The sequence below is a fragment of the Vibrio celticus genome (assembly GCF_024347335.1).
GTDB lineage: Bacteria > Pseudomonadota > Gammaproteobacteria > Enterobacterales > Vibrionaceae > Vibrio > Vibrio celticus.
The window spans coordinates 1,371,884-1,389,283 of sequence record NZ_AP025464.1 but is presented as its reverse complement, the minus strand read 5'-3'; the positions used below and the strand labels follow the sequence as shown (position 1 = coordinate 1,389,283).

At 45.1% G+C, this 17,400-nt stretch carries 17 protein-coding genes and 1 pseudogene; 11 read left to right on the top strand and 7 right to left on the bottom strand.

Annotated features, from left to right (window positions below; translation table 11 throughout):
• The first annotated feature begins 59 nt into the window (after positions 1 to 59).
• The 4 genes from OCV19_RS22075 (at position 60) to OCV19_RS22060 (ending at position 3,287) form a co-directional block, all read left to right on the top strand.
• Positions 60 to 1,594 (top strand): IS3 family transposase gene (locus OCV19_RS22075; protein WP_390904185.1). Its coding sequence is split into 2 segments (ribosomal slippage): positions 60 to 513 and positions 513 to 1,594, totalling 1,536 coding nucleotides; the frame shifts between segments, so codons are not numbered across the junction.
• Positions 1,595 to 1,605: 11 nt separating this feature from the next.
• A complete protein-coding gene (locus tag OCV19_RS22070) occupies positions 1,606 to 1,740 on the top strand; it encodes a hypothetical protein (RefSeq protein ID WP_370736622.1) in 135 nt (44 codons plus the stop codon).
• A 627-nt stretch (positions 1,741 to 2,367) separates the two neighbouring features.
• Complete coding sequence (locus OCV19_RS22065; protein WP_050632578.1) at positions 2,368 to 2,754, top strand: MAPEG family protein; 387 nt, start codon at positions 2,368 to 2,370, stop codon at positions 2,752 to 2,754.
• An 8-nt stretch (positions 2,755 to 2,762) separates the two neighbouring features.
• Complete coding sequence (locus OCV19_RS22060; RefSeq protein WP_017061527.1) at positions 2,763 to 3,287, top strand: hypothetical protein; 525 nt, start codon at positions 2,763 to 2,765, stop codon at positions 3,285 to 3,287.
• Positions 3,288 to 3,329: 42 nt separating this feature from the next.
• Here OCV19_RS22060 and OCV19_RS22055 read toward each other — a convergent pair whose 3' ends face one another.
• Positions 3,330 to 3,965, bottom strand: a complete 636-nt coding sequence (locus OCV19_RS22055; protein ID WP_065676407.1) for an START domain-containing protein — start codon at positions 3,963 to 3,965, stop codon at positions 3,330 to 3,332.
• 59 nt (positions 3,966 to 4,024) lie between these two features.
• Between OCV19_RS22055 and OCV19_RS22050 the strand changes: the two are divergent.
• Both OCV19_RS22050 and OCV19_RS22045 read left to right on the top strand, forming a co-directional pair.
• A pseudogene (locus OCV19_RS22050) lies at positions 4,025 to 4,505 on the top strand (cupin domain-containing protein); the annotation flags it as partial.
• Positions 4,506 to 4,747: 242 nt separating this feature from the next.
• Positions 4,748 to 5,626 carry a 6-pyruvoyl trahydropterin synthase family protein gene (locus OCV19_RS22045; protein WP_065676406.1) on the top strand — a complete coding sequence of 293 codons (879 nt, stop codon included), beginning with the start codon at positions 4,748 to 4,750 and terminating at the stop codon, positions 5,624 to 5,626.
• 100 nt (positions 5,627 to 5,726) lie between these two features.
• On the opposite strand, the gene OCV19_RS22040 is transcribed toward OCV19_RS22045, so the two are convergent.
• Complete coding sequence (locus tag OCV19_RS22040) at positions 5,727 to 6,767, bottom strand: acyltransferase (protein WP_065676405.1); 1,041 nt, start codon at positions 6,765 to 6,767, stop codon at positions 5,727 to 5,729.
• 123 nt (positions 6,768 to 6,890) lie between these two features.
• Positions 6,891 to 7,847 carry an AEC family transporter gene (locus OCV19_RS22035; RefSeq protein WP_048610304.1) on the bottom strand — a complete coding sequence of 319 codons (957 nt, stop codon included), beginning with the start codon at positions 7,845 to 7,847 and terminating at the stop codon, positions 6,891 to 6,893.
• A gap of 161 nt (positions 7,848 to 8,008) precedes the next feature.
• Between OCV19_RS22035 and OCV19_RS22030 the strand changes: the two genes are divergently transcribed.
• On the top strand, positions 8,009 to 8,602 hold the full coding sequence (locus tag OCV19_RS22030) for a TetR/AcrR family transcriptional regulator (protein WP_065676404.1): 594 nt from the start codon (positions 8,009 to 8,011) through the stop codon (positions 8,600 to 8,602).
• A 242-nt stretch (positions 8,603 to 8,844) separates the two neighbouring features.
• A complete protein-coding gene (locus OCV19_RS22025) occupies positions 8,845 to 9,693 on the top strand; it encodes an alpha/beta hydrolase (protein ID WP_065676403.1) in 849 nt (282 codons plus the stop codon).
• 136 nt (positions 9,694 to 9,829) lie between these two features.
• Here OCV19_RS22025 and OCV19_RS22020 read toward each other — a convergent pair whose 3' ends face one another.
• Together OCV19_RS22020 and OCV19_RS22015 are read right to left on the bottom strand one after the other, a co-directional pair.
• Positions 9,830 to 12,364, bottom strand: a complete 2,535-nt coding sequence (locus tag OCV19_RS22020; protein WP_065676402.1) for a glycosyl hydrolase family 18 protein — start codon at positions 12,362 to 12,364, stop codon at positions 9,830 to 9,832.
• A 398-nt stretch (positions 12,365 to 12,762) separates the two neighbouring features.
• A complete protein-coding gene (locus tag OCV19_RS22015) occupies positions 12,763 to 13,227 on the bottom strand; it encodes a DUF2850 domain-containing protein (RefSeq protein ID WP_065676401.1) in 465 nt (154 codons plus the stop codon).
• Between the two features lie 307 nt (positions 13,228 to 13,534).
• Between OCV19_RS22015 and ppnP the strand changes: the two genes are divergently transcribed.
• Positions 13,535 to 13,816: a pyrimidine/purine nucleoside phosphorylase gene (ppnP, locus tag OCV19_RS22010; protein WP_017057600.1), complete on the top strand. Its 282-nt coding sequence runs from the start codon at positions 13,535 to 13,537 to the stop codon at positions 13,814 to 13,816.
• 197 nt (positions 13,817 to 14,013) lie between these two features.
• Here the strand turns inward: ppnP and OCV19_RS22005 are convergent, their stop codons facing one another.
• Positions 14,014 to 14,886, bottom strand: coding sequence for a pirin family protein (locus tag OCV19_RS22005; protein WP_065676400.1), 873 nt, complete (start codon positions 14,884 to 14,886; stop codon positions 14,014 to 14,016).
• 157 nt (positions 14,887 to 15,043) lie between these two features.
• Here OCV19_RS22005 and OCV19_RS22000 point away from each other — a divergent pair, with 157 nt between their 5' ends.
• Entirely contained in the window at positions 15,044 to 15,328 is a 285-nt protein-coding gene (locus tag OCV19_RS22000) for a hypothetical protein (protein WP_048610314.1), read from the top strand.
• 25 nt (positions 15,329 to 15,353) lie between these two features.
• On the opposite strand, the gene OCV19_RS21995 is transcribed toward OCV19_RS22000, so the two are convergent.
• The gene (locus OCV19_RS21995; protein WP_065676408.1) at positions 15,354 to 16,544 is read right to left on the bottom strand and encodes a GGDEF domain-containing protein; all 1,191 of its coding nucleotides are present in this window, start codon (positions 16,542 to 16,544) and stop codon (positions 15,354 to 15,356) included.
• Positions 16,545 to 16,859: 315 nt separating this feature from the next.
• On the opposite strand from OCV19_RS21995, the gene OCV19_RS21990 reads away from it, so the two are divergent.
• Positions 16,860 to 17,198: a DUF1840 domain-containing protein gene (locus OCV19_RS21990; protein ID WP_048610005.1), complete on the top strand. Its 339-nt coding sequence runs from the start codon at positions 16,860 to 16,862 to the stop codon at positions 17,196 to 17,198.
• The last annotated feature ends 202 nt before the right edge of the window (positions 17,199 to 17,400 follow it).

Sequence of the window (17,400 nt, the reverse complement as noted above, 5' to 3'; positions counted from 1 at the left end):
ATCTGGCAGGGTAGTTGTCACTGTTAAAATTTAACCAGTTTGGGCGATAAAGAGTAATTGTGTCTCGTATCTCAGTAGAAAGAAAAGAAGCTATATTGAAGAAGCTGTTGCCTCCCTATTCAATGTCAGTTAAAGAAGTGTCGGAAGAGGAAGGAATTAGCACTGCGACCCTGTATCATTGGCGCAAGCAACTCAGACGTTCAGGAGCCGCAGTGCCAAATAGCAACACTTCATCAGAGCAGTGGTCTGCTCAAACTAAACTCGCCATCGTCGCTGAAACCTACTCAATGACAGAAAGTGAACTCAGCCAATATTGTCGTGAAAAAGGTCTTTTTCCAGAGCAAATCCAAAGCTGGCGCAGCGATTGTATGCAAGGGTTTAAGTCGAGTAAAGAGCAGGAAGCTGAAGCAAAGAAGCAGGCTAAAGCTGACAAACTTGAAATCAAAGAGTTGAAGAAAGATTTACGACTCAAAGAAAAAGCACTCGCTGAAACGGCCGCTCTCTTGGTACTAAGAAAAAAGCTGAGAGCCTTTTACGGGGAAGAGCCAGAGGACGACTAACCTCAACCGATGAAAGGCAGACCATAGTGACTCTTATCCTTGAAGCGAAGCAATGCGGATGTCGTTTAGAGCCAGCTTGCCATGAAGTTCAAATCGACTTGAGAACGTATCGTCGCTGGTATCAGCAAGGTGAAGTTCAAGCTGACAAAAGGCCGATATGCGTCAGACCTGAGCCTGCTAACAAGCTGTCGCAGGAAGAGCGAGATGCGATAATCGAGGTGTGTAACCGCCCTGAATTCGCAAGCTTACCTCCGACTCAAGTCGTCCCAACACTGCTTGATAAAGGTGAGTATATCGCCTCTGAGTCGAGTTACTATCGGGTGCTGACTGCACGAGGGCAACTTCACAAACGAGGTCGTCAGCGGAGTAGACAGAAGCAAGCGAAGCCAACAAGTTACACAGCTACGGACTCGAACCAAGTCTACACATGGGATATCACTTACTTACCTTCAAAGGTTCGAGGCCACCACTATTACCTGTATGTCATCGAGGACATCTACAGCCGAAAAGTCGTTGGTTATGAAGTGTATGAGCGTGAGTGCGGTGAGCTGGCGTCACAACTTCTGCAACGGACGTTGATGCGAGAGCAGTGCTTCAATCAAGCGCTGGTTCTTCACTCAGATAACGGTGCGCCTATGAAGTCGCTGACGTTCAAAGCTAAAATGGAAGAGTTAGGTATTACCTCATCGTATAGCCGCCCGAGAGTCAGTGATGATAACCCGTATGTCGAGTCATTGTTCCGCACGGTAAAGTACATACCAAGCTGGCCAACAAAGGGCTTTGAAACTCTCGACAGTAGTCGAAGTTGGGTTGAAGACTTCGTACGCTGGTACAACACCGAGCACAAGCACAGTAAGCTAAATTACGTCACGCCTTCAGAGCGTCACAATGGAAAAGATAAAGAGATCTTGAAGCAGCGTGCTGAGGTATTGCTCGCTGCAAAACGCCGAAAACCTGAGCGATGGCCTGGTGATATCAGGAACTGTGAGCCTGTCGGTGACGTTCACCTAAATCCAGAAAGAGAAGCTGCTTAATAAGTAAGCAAATGATGACAACTACCTTGAAAAACACCGGTATTATGGGGCCAATTGGTACTGAAGGTCGCTACATCCCGGTGATGATTGCGATTTCGGTATTGAATGCCTTTGGTGCAATGTTCTTGATGAACATTATTTTGTAACGTGACTTTGAACGGTTAGCTGCTAGCAGCTTTCAGGCGTTACAAAAAAGGAAACCCCGTTTGGCTTTCACCAAACGGGGTCTATTCTTTTCGTAGCCATCCTGCTACTGCGCGTTACTTATCTTTCAATAGGTAACTGGTGCTCCCTGCATCGTTCCTTGACGTGGCTAAATCCTTTAACCTATCCAATTCATCGCCGTCCTAGCGGTGTCCTTGCAAACTCATCATCTTGATAAGCGACTCTATCCTAGAGCATAACTTCCTTGCTGATAACTCATCCTAAAGCTATCAAATCTTCATCCTGAAGATACCTAATCCGTTAGGCTTTTTCCTGTTCCTGCCAACTCCCTGTCGACATGTGTATTAAACACTGCAGAGGCTTTACTCACAATCCACCTCAAGAAATAAATGTACCCACTGATCGAAAGAAATATGCGTGGATTCATACAAAACAAGGGCTTGGGTTTGTATTTTAGGAATTTTCTGCGAAGCTTGATTGTGATCTCTTACGTTCGGTGTGAGAGATCTCTTACAAGTGCTCGGGCGCGATTTTCATTTTATCTCGGCGGGTGTTGTCGAACAGATAAGAAAGAACACTGAGTAAACACAAAATAATAGGGAAATATGATGGTTACAGCACTTTACGCAGCCTTGCTGACGGTCGTAATGATTTGGTTAGCAATAGAGGTGATCAAGCAAAGGCGAATCAATCTTGTTGCTCATGCTGATGGCGGTGTCGAGTCGTTACAGATAGCACGTTCGGCACAAAGTAATGCTATGGATTACATCCCAATCACGGTGATTTTGATGGGATTGTTAGAGATGAATGGTGCTGGTGTGTGGCTGATTCATGTCATTGGTGTGGCGTTTATTGTGGGGCGTGTGATTCATGCGAAAGGGATCTTAGCGAAGAACTTCAAAGGTCGAAAAGTGGGGATGGTGTTAACGCTTATCTGCATGATCTCTTTGATTGTCCTAAACTTAGCTTACTTACCTTTTGATAAAATGTTCTAGGGAGCATTATGGCGTTGCGTCTTCCTCCTGCTTGGGCGATTGTCCTCGCAGGCTTGATACTCAACATCATGGCGATTGTCATGTCGAGCTTGGTGCTCGATAAAATTGAAGCTGAGAAAGCGGAGTATAACGATCGCAAATACGGCAATGTGTACTCAATACAGCTTGCTTGGAATACGATTGAAACCCTAGAGCGCAAGCGTGAAGCGATTCTGATTCACCTTGATAAACCAGAAACGGTGCAGCCGACCACGGTTCTCGACGAAGCACTGCGTGGGCAACTTAGGCGTTGGGTGAGTAGCGAAGTGCCAAGTATCTCTTTGGCTCACTTACCGAAACTGATGATGCTGATAAACAGTGCACAAGAAGCGCAACGAACCCGAATCGATGACTACTATTTGGATAACCTGACCTTGGTTGAGTTAATCCAAAGGCTTGATGAGAAAATGGCTTTCTATAAGAACATAGCCCTGTTTCTTCAAGTATTTGGCTTGGCGCTTATCTTAGCGCGCGATCTTGCTAGAAGACCTTAATCTTTAACCTTAATGCCTCCATTTACTTATCGACTTGTATCGTTAGCGAGACTCATTTGGCAGGTTAGGGTGCTGTTGGCCTTGGTACTTTGGTAACTGTTCTTTTAGCCCCTTAAACGTGCTCAGTGCACTGCCTATCGATAACTTGTTCATCAACCAATTTGGCAAGATGCCCCCTGCGTTCGCATACGCGGTGTAGGTGATGTAGGTATTGCCATTAGTCAGCGGTTGCAGTGTCCAAAGTGCGTCCACATCGTAGATTCGAATGTACCCCGACTCTTTCGCCAAATAGTTCGATGCATCCTTTATCGACAATACAAACTGACCATCTTCAATGCTGTATTTTGAGTAGGTCACCATGTCTCGATCTCGGGCAGGCCACGGTGCTTTGAATTGGGTATAGACGATGTTTTCATCTTCAGATATCTGCATCAACACACGACTTTGCGACACGTTATCTATCCAGTTTGGTACGTTCTCGCTGTCTTCCAGCAATAGTAAAAAACCGGAATAAGTAGTGGGCGTTTGCATCTGTGCTCGTATTTCGACCAAGCCTTCGCTGTGTGGCCTTTTATCAATCATGATGCCACCTTCACTTTTGACGAACTGCCACGGGTTGGCATAAGTCAGTGTCGATAGGGCGCAGAGGCCGAGTACCAAAATCCTAGGTAATGTCATTATTCTTCCATAAAAAGAAAAGCTTATCTGCTAGGAGTATAGAATAAAAATGGGCTTGAAAGGTGAGCTTGTCTAACGCGTACACGGAGTATAGGCAACTGTCACAGCCCTGCATTGTTTACCTTCCAAATAACACCACATGTGATTGAAGGCGTTGGAGACGGTGCTGAAGCCGGGTGTGCGCACGTAGAATATCGTTTAGGGCAGATGAATCCTTTATTATCGGCTCTGCCTGACGTGATAGTGATTCCGTTTGAGGATGCACCTAACTTAATGCTACTGATCAAGGTGTTATCTAATGAGTCGAGCCAAGAGTCGTCGGGGCAGCAGTACTTAATGGACAAATTGAGCGATGCCTTGATGGCTTTGATTTTTCGTCATCTCATCGAACAACAGAAAATTGATAGCGGCGTTTTCTCGGCACTTGCTCACCCACGATTGGCTTCTGTGGTCACGTCTATTCTCGATTACCATTCGATTGCCGAAATGGCGTCACTGGCCGTGATGTCTCGCACACAGTTTATTGAAGCGTTCAAACGATAAATGGGTGAAACGCCGGTCAGCCCCACTCGGTTTATGGCTATTCACATCTGGCTGGTCTATGTTTTAGCGGAAATTGTATGTAGTTTGTTCTTTTATCGGCAGAGAGTGTAAAAAGGTGGACTTTATAAGCTCGTTGTAACATCCTGCCCGTCCTATTTTATCTAGACACCAATGAGACGAAGTGCCTGCTGAACATTATTCAGCCTCCCGTATCTCATTAAAGTATTAAGGAGTTCAACTTGAACCTATTTGTAAGAGACCTTACCGTTATCGATTCTTCATACATCTGTGAACACAGAGGGGTCGTAGGAGATAGTTGGATTTTAGATGTCACCATGTCTGGTGAACTTAATGAAATGAGCATGGTGCTGGATTTTAGCAAGGTCAAAAAGCAGATCAAACAGCTTGTCGATGAGCAAGTTGATCACCGTTTGCTGCTGCCAATGCAAAACGCTGCAATCGTTCTTCAAGCGAGCAAAGCGGGCTACTCTAAGGTTGACGTGCTGCGTGGTGACAAGAGTCTTCATCTACATTGCCCTGATGAAGCATATTGTCTGATTGATGCAGAAGCGATCACCATCGAGAGTGTGACCGCACACGTTTACAATATTCTTCGCGATAACCTACCAAGTAACGTCACAGGGTTAGAGATCACCCTACGTCATGAGAACATTAATGGCGCGTTCTACCACTACACCCATGGTTTAAAAAAGCATGATGGCAACTGCCAACGCATCGCCCATGGTCACCGTTCTCCAGTAGAAATCGTGGTTGATGGTCAGCGTGACGAGCAACGCGAACAAGCATTTGCTCAGCGTTGGGAAGACATTTACTTAGGTTCTAAAGAAGACCAAGTTTCTGTTTCATCACTTAACCTGAGTGAACACGCGAAAAGTGTTAATGATGAAAGTCACTATGGCTTCCGCTACACCGCGCCACAAGGCGAATTTGAGCTAGCGATTGCTAAGAGTGAAACAGAGATCTTGCCGACCGATACCACGGTGGAATTACTTGCGGGCTATATTGCGGATCAAGTTGAACCTAGCCTAGCAGAGAACCAATCACTACAAATCGTCGCTTATGAAGGTGTTGGCAAGGGCGCAATGGCGTTCCGATAACACTCCAGCGAGTGATATAGTCTAGTTACTGACATGATGAAATAAAGGCAAGATAATCCGTTATCTTGCCTTTATTTTTTTGTTGCTCTTTAAAACTAATTTAGCGAAGTAGCACGCGTCGCAGTGGTGTTTTCTCGATCCCAGCAATCAACCCGAAGCTCAACAATACGGTGCCAAAAAATACCGTAACGTCTTTTGCCAATTCCGTAATGCCTAAGACTCCACAGACATTGAACAACACGATAATGATCAGCAGATGGCAGACGTAGATACCCAGCATGCGATTTGAAATGGCGCGAATCCAAGCGTAGTTACCCATGTTTGGATTAGTCAAAAGCCACATAAATACGCCCATTCCCCATAGCGCCGTGCCAAACAAGAAATCATTCATGTTGAATCCGACGTCGAACGTGGTGAGCCATGCCGCCTCAGCAAAGTGAATCAACATGCCTAACGCTAATAGCCCCAACGCTTTAGTTGATGACACCTTCCATTGATTCTGACGAATAAGGAAACCTAAGGTCACCATTAACGTGCTGAAGAACGGGCCATTACGCGTGAAGAAGGGTGCTTCTAACCCGGTTAGCGTTGCGTAGCTGCCTGCCAAAACACCATAAACGTAAAGTACAATAGCCGCCGGTAATAGCAGTTTGTCGAGTTTCATTTCGACTATCAAAGCAATGACCAACACTGCACATACGAGAGCGGGAATAAACCATAAATGAACCAACCCACCCTCTAAGAAAGAATTAAGCGGCGTGTTCATTAAGAAACCCCAATAGCCTTGGCGCTCACCCAGGTATCCAAACTCTTCTACCTTCGCGAGGTTGAATGGCATCACTAGGCAAATGATGCTCCATGCCAACCAAACCTTAAGCAGTGGTTTAGAGTAATTAATGACGGTTTGCCACGGGGATACAGTCAACTTGGGCTGAATAAGATAACCGGAAATTAGGAAAAACAGAGGTACCGCAAAACGAGCGGTTTGGTTGAGTACATAACCGATCCAAGGCACTTCATCTATTTGCCAATAAGTGAGTGCCATTTGACCGTGTAAACCAATGATCGCCAAGATAGCAATCACTCGGCCTAACTCGATACTGGCGATCTGTTGTGAAGGCGTATGTTGAACGGAAGACATATCAGATCTCTTAGTAAAATTTTTACGAAATCTAGCAGTCTTTATGCCCACCCAGTTAGTACTAAATCAAGGCTTATGACCTTTGTTTCAAGGCTTGTGTCGGTTTTTTGAAGCCTGTCGCAGCTATATTAAATCCATTGCAGTAAGTACAAAAATACCGAGAGTACAAGTGATAAGAGAAACAACAGTAGTAAGTGCGATGATGTTAGCCGCGAGTGTTGAGTTTCCTCCCATCGCACGAGCCATAACGTAGCTTGCCGCTGCTGTTGGTGCTGCGCTCATCAAGAAGATAAGCCCGAGATCGAGCCCTTCAAATCCTAAGTACCCAGCCGCCAGTGTAATCAGTAACGGTGAGGCAATTAACTTGTAGCTAGAGGCGAACCACGTCGACAGTTTTTCTTGTTTGAGCGAGCTGATATCGAGCGACCCACCGGTACACAGCAGTGCTAAAGGCAACGTCATGTTGGCAAAGTATTGACCAGCGTCAGTGACCATTTTTGGGATAGGAATAGAAAGCGCATAGAAGACGACCGCTAAGAAAATAGCGATGATCAATGGGTTTTTGGTAATCGACTTGGCGATTACTTTAATCGCTTTCGCGCCTGTGTCTTCGCCTTTGGGTGTCAGTGCAATTACGGCTTGAATGTTATATAGCACGGTTAGGGATGCGACATAGATCGCCGCCAATGCCACGCCTTGGTTACCATAGATATTAGCTACATAGGCGAGGCCGATGATCGCGGTATTAGCGCGGAACCCACCTTGGACAATCACACCTTGATCTTTCGAACCTTTAAATACTAACTTGGTCGAGAAAATCGTGAACAAGAAAAAGACAAAGTTAGCGATGACGCCAAAGGCAACTAACGCGCTACTGGCTGAAAAGTTGTGATTCGATTGAACAATACTCAGAAATAGCATTGCGGGCAGGGTGACTTGAAATACCACTTTAGATGCGACATCAATGAAATTGTCATTGATTAAGCCGATTCGCTTGAGCATCACACCGAGAAACAGCATTAAACAGATAGGGCCTGTTACTGACGCCGAAAACGCAAACTGTTCCCAAAGTGTGTTCATTGTTTTTCCTTTGTTAGTCGATTTCAATTTCCTTTGAATACTGTCGCATTTTTCCATAATTCTTTGATAAGACAAAATGAATACCAAGGGTTAAGTAAAAAATCTTGAAAAAAAGAACGAACGTGCTAAAAATAATGTATCAGATTTATTATTGGTGAATAATGAGCAAGGGAAAGATAACCAAAGAGTATATTTTGAGCCATGCATTCGCGCTTGCGAGTGAGAATGGGCTTGAGAGTTTGACGATTGGCGAGTTAGCCAAGCAGTGTGGCATGTCTAAGAGTGGCTTGTTTGCACACTTCAACTCTAAAGAAAACCTGCAACTCTCTGTACTCGAGTATTCCAACGCCATATTCACCGAAAGAGTCATCATTCCCGCAAGAGAGCTGGGAGATGGTGATATTGAAGCGAAATTGAAACAGCTGCTCGACAATTGGCTGGGCTGGAACCATTCATTCCAAGGCAGTTGCATGTTTATTGATGCATGGAAAGATGCGGGCAGTGAAACGTCTGTGATTCAGAAAGCACTGCAGAAAACCATTTCAGTGTGGATTGATTACTTGACGATTCAGGTAGCAAAAGCGGTTGAGAGCAAACAGTTCAGAGCCGATTTAGATCCTAAACAGGCTACCTTTGAGTTATACGGCCTCTACTTGAGTGCGAACTTGTTCTACTCGTTGCGAGGCCAACAAGCGAGCCATACCCATTTTTGGAGTGGCGTACAGCGCTTAATCGCTAGTTGGAAGGCGGTTTAACTCGCCAAGCCACTTGGTTCGGAAATCTATAGAGTTCGTAAGCTACTTAGCACGCAAACTATTGAGCTCGCAAAGCATGTGACTTTGCTTAACTAAGGTTTGCAAAAGATTTTAAGAGAAGTGGCGGCAAGCAGTCATAAAAAGCGCTGTCGCTATTTTTTATACTAACAAATAGCACGGTCGTTCGATTTTTTAGGACCGAGCTTGATCCGCCAATGATGATGGCGATACAAGGAACGGTCATGAGTGACAAAATCTACTTTAATACATCGAAAAAATTCAGTTTCAAGCGCAGCTTGATTGGCGCAACAACCAATCTGCATTACATTCTAGCGCCGAGTCATGCGAAGAAAACGGCACGTAAGCTGCTGCTCACTCCAATGCGTACTGAGCAGAAAAATGCTGATCCCCAAGGGCTTATCAAGAGTGAAATCAAAGGTCGTGATGGCGTTTTAAAAACCTATTCTTTGGGTACGGGGCCTGTTTGGGTACTGACTCATGGTTGGTCTGGTACCGCGAGTCAGTTTTTCCCTCTGATGGAACATATTGCTGCAAAAGGTTTTACGGCTCTGGCTTACGATCATCCTGCTCATGGTGGCAGCGATGGTGTACATGGTCATATTCCTGCGTTTGTGAACGGTCTTGAAGCCATTCTAGATTCGGTGGGTGAAGTGGCAGGTTTGGTCGGTCACAGTATGGGCACGGCTTCTGCGTTGGAATGTAAGCACGTTAAATTGGAAAACAAGCCGTTATTGCTTATCGCACCTGTGTTGGATTACCTCGAAAATCTATTTGGAAGCGTGGCTCGTTCAGGTTACTCAATGAAACTGTTTGAGGCGGTGGTAGGTGAAGTGGAAGAGCAGTTTAACTACCCAATTCAGTCTGTTGATCCCTATGGAAAGCTAGCGCTTCGAGAGTCTCAGACGATCATCGTTCATGATGAGCAAGACAAGTTTACTAAGTTTGATGTGTCTCAGCGTGCTGCTAATGAAATGGATCGCGTTACTTTAATTGCGACTCAAGGACAGGGCCACGGGCGAGTAATGAAGTGCCCACAAGTATTTGAGAGCTTTGACAACTTGATTGGTTAACTTTAACTAATCAAGCCAATAGAACGCAGGTTAAGAAAACAAACACTAAAAAGGCCAACCAGACATTATCTGGTTGGCCTTTGTTTTAGGGATTTAGTTGATGCTTAGTTGGTGTTTAGCTCAACCTTATTTTTAGTTAACAGCTTGCTGGGCCGATCTCTTTCCACACGCCCCATTGGCCTGTCGTTGTTGGATCTTCACCGGTTGTCCACCATTTCGCTTCCCAAATCTTACCGCCTTGAGTCACTTGGTCGCCACCAGTGTAAACCGCGCCTGAATCCCAAGCGTTAGTACAAGTACCGCCGCCTGTGGTTTTCTTAAGAACTTTCACTGAAGTAGCCGCTACTGATGTCTCTGTGCCATCGCTGACTGTTACAGAGAAGTTCAACGTTGTATCTTGCGTGTATTCCGCCGCGACAAAGCTCACTGAAGAACCTTGAACCGTTGCATCAATACCAGCAGGTACATCCCATGTGAAGGTCAATGTGTCTTGGTTTGCATCGCTCGAAGCCGAAGCATCAACCACGACTCCATCACCTGCATTCACTTCAGCCGGAGCCGTAACCACAGCAACCGGTGCTGTATTGACTGGGCCCGTGTCTTTAGGAGTTACCGTTACAACAACGGTGTCAGTTGCAGTAGCACCTTCGTTATCAGTTACCGTCAGGCTGAACGTGAGTACTTCTTGTTGAGCGACTTCAACCACATCGAAGCTTGCAACAGCGGCATTTGCGTTCGCCAGCGTTACTGCCGAACCACTTACTTGTGACCAAGCATAGCTAGCGATTGTACCGTCGCTGTCTTTTGAAGCGCTACCATCTAGAGAAACAGAAGCTGGACCTTCAACTGATTGGTCTGCGCCTGCGGCTGCCGTTGGTTTGCGGTTGACAGGATCTGTTGTACCGCCCGCTAGGCCTTCATGCATTGCATTCAGAATGTCGCCGTTGTCTGCATCAATTTCCCAAGAGAATAGACCCGCAAGACCAAGGCTACGAACGTACGCGCCTTTTGCTTTTACCGAGCGGTCGTCATCAAATGTGATTAGCTGACCTGAAGTGCGGTTCCAAACGTAAGGCGCTTCTGCCATTTCGTCGTAACCATATTCAAAGCCGTTGATGCCTTGGTTATTCGCGCCAAGCATGTTTTCTTTAATGCCTTTGTAATCAATAACGCCATCTTCCCATACGCCTTGCGCAGAGCTACCTTTCAGTTTGCCGTTACCCACGCCAGTCATAGGATCGCTAGGATCTGAAAGTGATGATGGTAATACGCCTTCCCAACCACGACCGTACATCGCTGTACCAACCACAAGTTTGTTCGCTGGAACACCTTGCTCAAGCAACAATTGGATGCTGTTGTCTGTGGTGTAAGCTGGGCCTGTGTACTGTTCGCCATTTTCATCAATGCCTGTGCCATCACATTGACCAGGACGCATGAAGTTACCGCAGTTGAGCGCAGTTTGGTGACCTAACACGTTGTTCCAACCGCCGTAGAAGTCGTAAGTCATTGCGAAGATGTAATCCATGTATTGGATTGCATCGCCGTAGTCCACGTCTTCAATCTTATCGTGACCAACACCGATCGCTGATGTTAGCTCGTAAGTACGACCGTTTTCCGCTTCTAGCTCATCCAGCATCACGCGAAGTTCTGCCATCAATGCAATGTAAGCTGGGCCGTCATTTACTGGGTCACCAAGGTCTGGCGCCGCACCGCCTCCACCAGGGAATTCCCAATCGATATCCACACCGTCGTAGAATTTCCATGTGTTGAGGAATTTCTTAACCGATGCAACGAAGGTGTCACGGTTGGCTTTGGTTGTGAAATCAAAGAACGGGTCAGACAGTGTCCAGCCACCAATCGATGGGATGATCTTCAAATCAGGATTACGCTGTTTGAGCGCCATCATCATTGCGTAGTTACCCTTGATCGGTGAGCTGTATTCGTGTCCTGCTTGAGGGAAACTCTTTTGGAATGCCGCCCACGGATCATGAATCACCACTTCGTAATCGTTAACACCCTGACAAGCTGTCATGAGTGCGTTGTAGCTGTTACCGCCTACTGATTTAACTGATTCGTTCGGACCACAAATTGGGATGAAGCCATAAAGGATATGGGTCAAGTTGTCAGCGGGTAGGTTATCAACGGTGTAATCACGACCGTAAATACCCCACTCAACAAAGTAAGTACCGACTACCGTGTTTGGATCTGTGTTGTATGACTTGTTGTTCGGATCCACATTCATCGCAAGTGGCGCTAAGTGTGAGCCATCGGTATCAGCGATCGTGATTTGAGCAGGTGCGCTCTTGCTACAACCTGTTTCATCACACGCTTCGATTTCCATCTCAAATAAGCCGCCTTGGCCGTATTCGAAAGAAGCTGTGGTTTGGCTGCCAGTGATTGGGCCGGTGGCCACTTTAACGCCATCAAAGTAGATGTTGTACGTGTTTCCTGACGTTCCGCTCCATTGGTTGAACTTAACGTCGACCTTTGCTTTATCGTGATATTTCACCATCTGGTTGTAGCCAGAGGTGGTTTCCATCGCGAGTTCAATTTTAGAAAATTGCAGGTTGTTGGAACCGTACATGTCGATGCTAGGTGCTGTTGGAGCAGCTAATGCTGTACCAGATAGCGCTAGAGCAATGCTTGCAGCACAGGTATTTATACGAATCATACTATTTCTCTCATTCCTTGAAGATTACGAGAACCAATTGGCCCCATAAACGGCTCCAATCAGTTTTGAAGGAGCTTCCCAGTCAGTATTCGAGAGAGTTTTAATTTCATAACTGAAAATAAATCCGTTTTCGATGGACAACTAAAAAATTGTATCTTGTTACAATTCTGTTGCTTAATGAATGAGAGGCTGAGTCCATGTTTTATAAAATAAAACATCCTTCAGTAGGAAAATCTCACAAGTGAAAATTCACGACATGAAGTTATGAAAAGGTGCGACAAACTATAAGAAAATACTGTGAATTGAAGCGAAATCACAAAGTGAAGTATGTTGAGCGGGCGGGGTCGATCGACGAGCAAACTTGAAGACGAATGCTTATGGCAGTATGGATAAGAGGGTTATCTTTTGAATTGCTCAGCTAAGGAAGCGCGTCGTTGCTGCATTACACTATGGGTATCACCAGTCGCAGTATCTTCGTAGCCTTCTTTAATAAATTGCTGAGATGGTACGCTTGGCTCTAATCGCTTTAAGCGAGGCGAATCGTAAGTACCACTGATGGTGTAAACTGTGGTTCCAGAGCCAGTATTGATCGTGACGATCTTACCGTTAAAATCGAATGAGGTAGTGATAAGACGATGATTCATCATCACACCGTTCTCTGAAAGTGTCAGGATATCGGTATTGTAAGGTGGCGCCGCAATCTCTATCCATGTGCCATAGACGTTATTTGGGCTGACAGATTGCTGGTGGGCTTGGTAAGCAAAATAGCCAGCGGTGAGGGCAACCATAAAGCCAGCTAATAGGAAGCCGTAGAGTAACGAGTTGGCAAATAGATCTCTGCTTTTAGTCGGCTTTTTTGCCATTATTTCTTCATTTTTCGACTGATATTGTTTTAGATTCTATTAACTAAAACCTTAGTTTGCAAAAATTGTTCTAAGAGTTAGAAGCAGGATCGAATGTTCTAATAAATTTGGTTGCGTTAGTGGTTTTTAGCCTTGCTCCTCAGTATTTATGTTATCAATGAAAGCGAATTCCAGAAATGCTTAAGCTATGCGTATTTATTTCTTGTAGGAAAGTCTCGAATTGGTTAAAACAATTATCACCTAAATTTACGCATAGGCTTACTCGGTGAGCTCAATAATTGCAATTTGAAGATAACAAGGAAGTACAATGATTAAAGAAAACACATACTTTGAAGGTGGCGTTAAGTCGTTAGCGTTTAACCAGTCTGGTGCTGATGTGAGTGTTGGTGTAATGGCGGCTGGTGAGTACACTTTTGGTACTGCGGCTCCAGAAAAGATGACCGTTGTTAAAGGTGCTTTGATTGTAAAGCGTGTTGGCGATGATGATTGGACGACATACCAATCTGGTGAGTCTTTTGACGTTGCGGGTGATTCATCATTCGACCTACAGGTAAAAGAAGCGACGGCTTACCTGTGTGAGTACTTGTAATCCGATCTAAATTTGTTCAACCAGGGCATCGTTTGTCTCTGATTGAATAGAAAAAAACCACGCTCTAGGAGCGTGGTTAAATAAGTGATAGTAACCGGCAGTGGATAGTGTCACTTGTTTTTGTAGTCATCAAATGGATGACCAAATCGTTGTTCGTTGCAAAATCTCTTCAATCTTCAAAGCTCAAAGCCAAGACATCAGTAAGTCTCAAACACACCGTTGTTGTAGTCTTGAATTGTCTGTTCAATCTCTTCCATCGAGTTCATGACAAACGGACCATAGTGCACAACAGGTTCATTAATCGGTTCACCAGAAAAAATCAGTACCCCTGAATCTTCCAAGCTACCCAAAGACAGCAAGTCAGCTTTGGTGAGCAGGGCAAGTTGACCTTGGTTGATCACTTTGTCGCCGATCTTAATACTACCCTTGTACACGTAAGTCATGGCATTGTGATTAACATTAGTCCCTAACGTGACTTTTTGCCCAGAATGAGAGCGCCAATCCGCAACGCTTAATGGCACACCTGTTTTCTGTAATGGACCCTGCGCTCGTAAAATCTCTGAATCATCATCAGTTTGGTTGTGCAGTTCAAACCCTCCGGCTATCACTCTTAACAAACCACTTTGTTCACTTTGATGCTCCGCGATGCTTTCACTTTGGAAATCGTGATACTGCGCTGGCTGCATTTTGTGTGTCGCAGGTTGGTTTATCCAAATTTGAAAACCATGCAGCGCACCTTCTTCCATCATTGGCATTTCGCTGTGAATGACACCACGACCTGCGGCCATCCATTGAGCGCCACCGCTGCTCAGCTCACCAACATTTCCCATATGGTCTTTGTGTTGGAAGTGACCTTGGAGCATGTAAGTGAGCGTTTCTATCCCACGGTGAGGATGTGGAGGAAAGCCGCCAACATAGTCTTTGCTTTCATCCGATTTTAGTTCATCAACCATCAAAAATGGAGAGAAGCGCGCGTTATTAAAACCCGCGAGCCGTTGGATTTTGACGCCATCACCATCTGAGGTGGCATGTGCTGCAATCGCATGATCTACTGCTCTTACATTCGTCATTTTGAAACCCTCATAAACTTGAATGGCTGTAGTTTATGTAATTTGAATTAAAAAGAAGATGGCATAGCGTTGAGTGACTTATTCGAAAATCTTGAACAGGTAACAATATGAAATTATGTCTATACTCAATAGAGAGTATATCGCCAAGGAGGCCGCTATGGCAGTTCAGCAAAAACATGGCGAAAGGCATGGTCGGATGGGTTTTGATAACGACTTTACAACGGAGCAAAGCCAGCGCTTTACAGAGGTTGCGAACAGTGCCGTTAAACGCCGCGTGAAAAAGCGTGAGATTGAGGCACCGTTTATTCAGTCAGCGAAGCAAGCCGCTTTTAAAACCGTGGTGAGACGACCTAAAGGGAATAACCCAAACCGAACACGTCAAGTCATATGGATTATTATGATCGGGTTAGTGAGCCTTTGGCTTATGTACTTTGCAGGTTAGCAGCGCCGCTCCGTTATAGGAATGGCTAGCGTTGACGCGCTTTTAATAACGTAACATTGTTCCCTTTGATCTTCGCTTCAAAGCAATCTTCAAGTTCAGATGAACCCGGTGCTGAGCTAACAAGGCTCGTTGGTAGTTCTTCTATCAAAGTCGATACCGGGTTGTCGTGGTAATAAGCGTAGCGGTTTTTTCCTGAACGCTTGGCAACATACATCGCTTTATCAGCACATCTCGTCAGCTCATGTAATTCTTGGGCATCTTGCGGGTATAAAGCAACCCCAACACTTAACGTCAACTCCTTGATTCTCTCGTTTGTTTGGCACCCGCTTTCGAACAGCCCGCAAATCCTATCTAGAATACCGTCTAGATCTTTACGTGTAGGGATATCGTAGAGCATCAGAACAAATTCGTCTCCAGCAAAGCGCGCGATGGAATAATCGTATTCATGGCTTTTTCTGTCTCTGGTTCGAATGTTGTTGCTCAAGCGATTGGCAAAATGCTGTAAGACACTGTCTCCCACATCGTGCCCGTAGCTGTCGTTAATGCCTTTAAAGTCATCAATATCCCAAAAGACCAGTGCTGTAAGTGACCGCTCACTATCCACTGTTGCTAGTTTTTCTGTCGCCCAGCGTTCAAAGCTCCAACGGTTTGCCAAGCCGGTTAACTGATCTCTGTAGGCGAGATCTTCAATGCCTTCTTTATACAGGCGTTGGATATAACTGACGGCTTTTGTGTAGTAATAGGCGGATGTGTGGCACACCAAGCTCATGGTAAATAAGCTAAGGACAAATCTGTGTGTGCTGTTAAATGGTAAAGAAAAGTTGTTAGGCATTGCTGTGATCAAGGTGCTGATGAACAGGCAAAACGAGGTGCTGAAGATTATGCCAATTCTGAAATCATTAATGAAAATGACCGCGGCCAGAATTGGGTAGAGCCAAAGTATGCGATCGGGGATAGCGTGACTGTACAAGAATAGGATGACGCCCTGCACTAGAAGAACACCACTCAGAATCAATTCGGAATACTCAGGGTTGATGACTTTTCTTACGTAAAACGCATTAGAAACAGCAATGATGGCGAAGCACAATTCGAAAATTGACAGCGTGTAATGTTCGCCTTGGAAGTAGGCCCAAGTATAGAAAATGAATAACGCAGCGGCAGTCAGTGAAAAGGAGTGGACAATTTTTTGTTTGCGGGTGGATCGTATGTCCGCCATTTCTTCTAGGTGTCTGCCGACGAGCCTTTTCATGTGATCTGTGCCAAGGTTTTTGATAATGGTGTTAATAGTAGATTAAATAACAAGCTATGCAGAGGCTTAGATGTCTATTTAGTGTGACTACTATCAAGGTTTCATATGAAAGACTGTTTAACCAATTCCAAATAGTGATGTATATCACCGACGGTGCAGGTCATCTCTAGAAGATTAGATTTAAGCATCAAATTTGTAACCGTTGTTTGATGTTTATCTACTTGCTTTCCAGTGAGTTACTCCACATAGTTTGTAAACCACCAAAATTAAGAAAGGCTCACTATGTTAATTACCTTTAGTTGTAAAGCTCATGCTAGCGTCACGATGTTTGGTGAAGTTGGCCTTCAGTTCATCAAGATGCTTGGGCATAGCGGTTCCATTCCAGGTGCTATGGATGCTTCAGAGGTTCCTCAAGCTCTGGATAATCTACGTGCTGCTATTGCAGCAGAGCAGAGCAAGCCCGTAGAGCAAGAAAATACTGATGACGACAATGAAGAAGAGGTGGTTGAAGCGCCTGTTAATATCGGTAGCCGAGCGTTCCCACTGGTTGAATTATTAAAGGCCGCCATCAAGGATGAATGCGAAGTGATGTGGGAAGACGGCAGCGGTAAACGACTGTAGTACGATTCGCACGAAACGTAACAAGCCTATTGAATCTATTTTAATAAGAATGGATGTTGAACCAGTATCGGACACACCATGGAGTTTGATGGTGATGAACCGATACTGGTGTTTTTTTAGTGAAGTAATCCACTTGTTTCTGTTTGTTTACAAGGTTCGTCCGCCTTGAAATGAGTGACTTTTGTTATCGTAATATCAATCC

What these genes read in the sequence shown, in the direction of transcription:
- OCV19_RS21990 (WP_048610005.1), top strand. Translation starts at nt 16,860, where the DNA reads ATGTTAATTACCTTTAGTTGTAAAGCTCATGCTAGCGTCACGATGTTT.
- OCV19_RS22015 (WP_065676401.1), bottom strand. Translation starts at nt 13,227, where the DNA reads ATGGCAAAAAAGCCGACTAAAAGCAGAGATCTATTTGCCAACTCGTTA.
- OCV19_RS22030 (WP_065676404.1), top strand. Translation starts at nt 8,009, where the DNA reads ATGAGCAAGGGAAAGATAACCAAAGAGTATATTTTGAGCCATGCATTC.
- OCV19_RS22040 (WP_065676405.1), bottom strand. Translation starts at nt 6,767, where the DNA reads ATGTCTTCCGTTCAACATACGCCTTCACAACAGATCGCCAGTATCGAG.
- OCV19_RS22060 (WP_017061527.1), top strand. Translation starts at nt 2,763, where the DNA reads ATGGCGTTGCGTCTTCCTCCTGCTTGGGCGATTGTCCTCGCAGGCTTG.
- OCV19_RS22055 (WP_065676407.1), bottom strand. Translation starts at nt 3,965, where the DNA reads ATGACATTACCTAGGATTTTGGTACTCGGCCTCTGCGCCCTATCGACA.
- OCV19_RS22020 (WP_065676402.1), bottom strand. Translation starts at nt 12,364, where the DNA reads ATGATTCGTATAAATACCTGTGCTGCAAGCATTGCTCTAGCGCTATCT.
- OCV19_RS21995 (WP_065676408.1), bottom strand. Translation starts at nt 16,544, where the DNA reads ATGGCGGACATACGATCCACCCGCAAACAAAAAATTGTCCACTCCTTT.
- OCV19_RS22065 (WP_050632578.1), top strand. Translation starts at nt 2,368, where the DNA reads ATGGTTACAGCACTTTACGCAGCCTTGCTGACGGTCGTAATGATTTGG.
- OCV19_RS22035 (WP_048610304.1), bottom strand. Translation starts at nt 7,847, where the DNA reads ATGAACACACTTTGGGAACAGTTTGCGTTTTCGGCGTCAGTAACAGGC.
- ppnP (WP_017057600.1), top strand. Translation starts at nt 13,535, where the DNA reads ATGATTAAAGAAAACACATACTTTGAAGGTGGCGTTAAGTCGTTAGCG.
- OCV19_RS22070 (WP_370736622.1), top strand. Translation starts at nt 1,606, where the DNA reads ATGATGACAACTACCTTGAAAAACACCGGTATTATGGGGCCAATTGGT.
- OCV19_RS22005 (WP_065676400.1), bottom strand. Translation starts at nt 14,886, where the DNA reads ATGACGAATGTAAGAGCAGTAGATCATGCGATTGCAGCACATGCCACC.
- OCV19_RS22000 (WP_048610314.1), top strand. Translation starts at nt 15,044, where the DNA reads ATGGCAGTTCAGCAAAAACATGGCGAAAGGCATGGTCGGATGGGTTTT.
- OCV19_RS22025 (WP_065676403.1), top strand. Translation starts at nt 8,845, where the DNA reads ATGAGTGACAAAATCTACTTTAATACATCGAAAAAATTCAGTTTCAAG.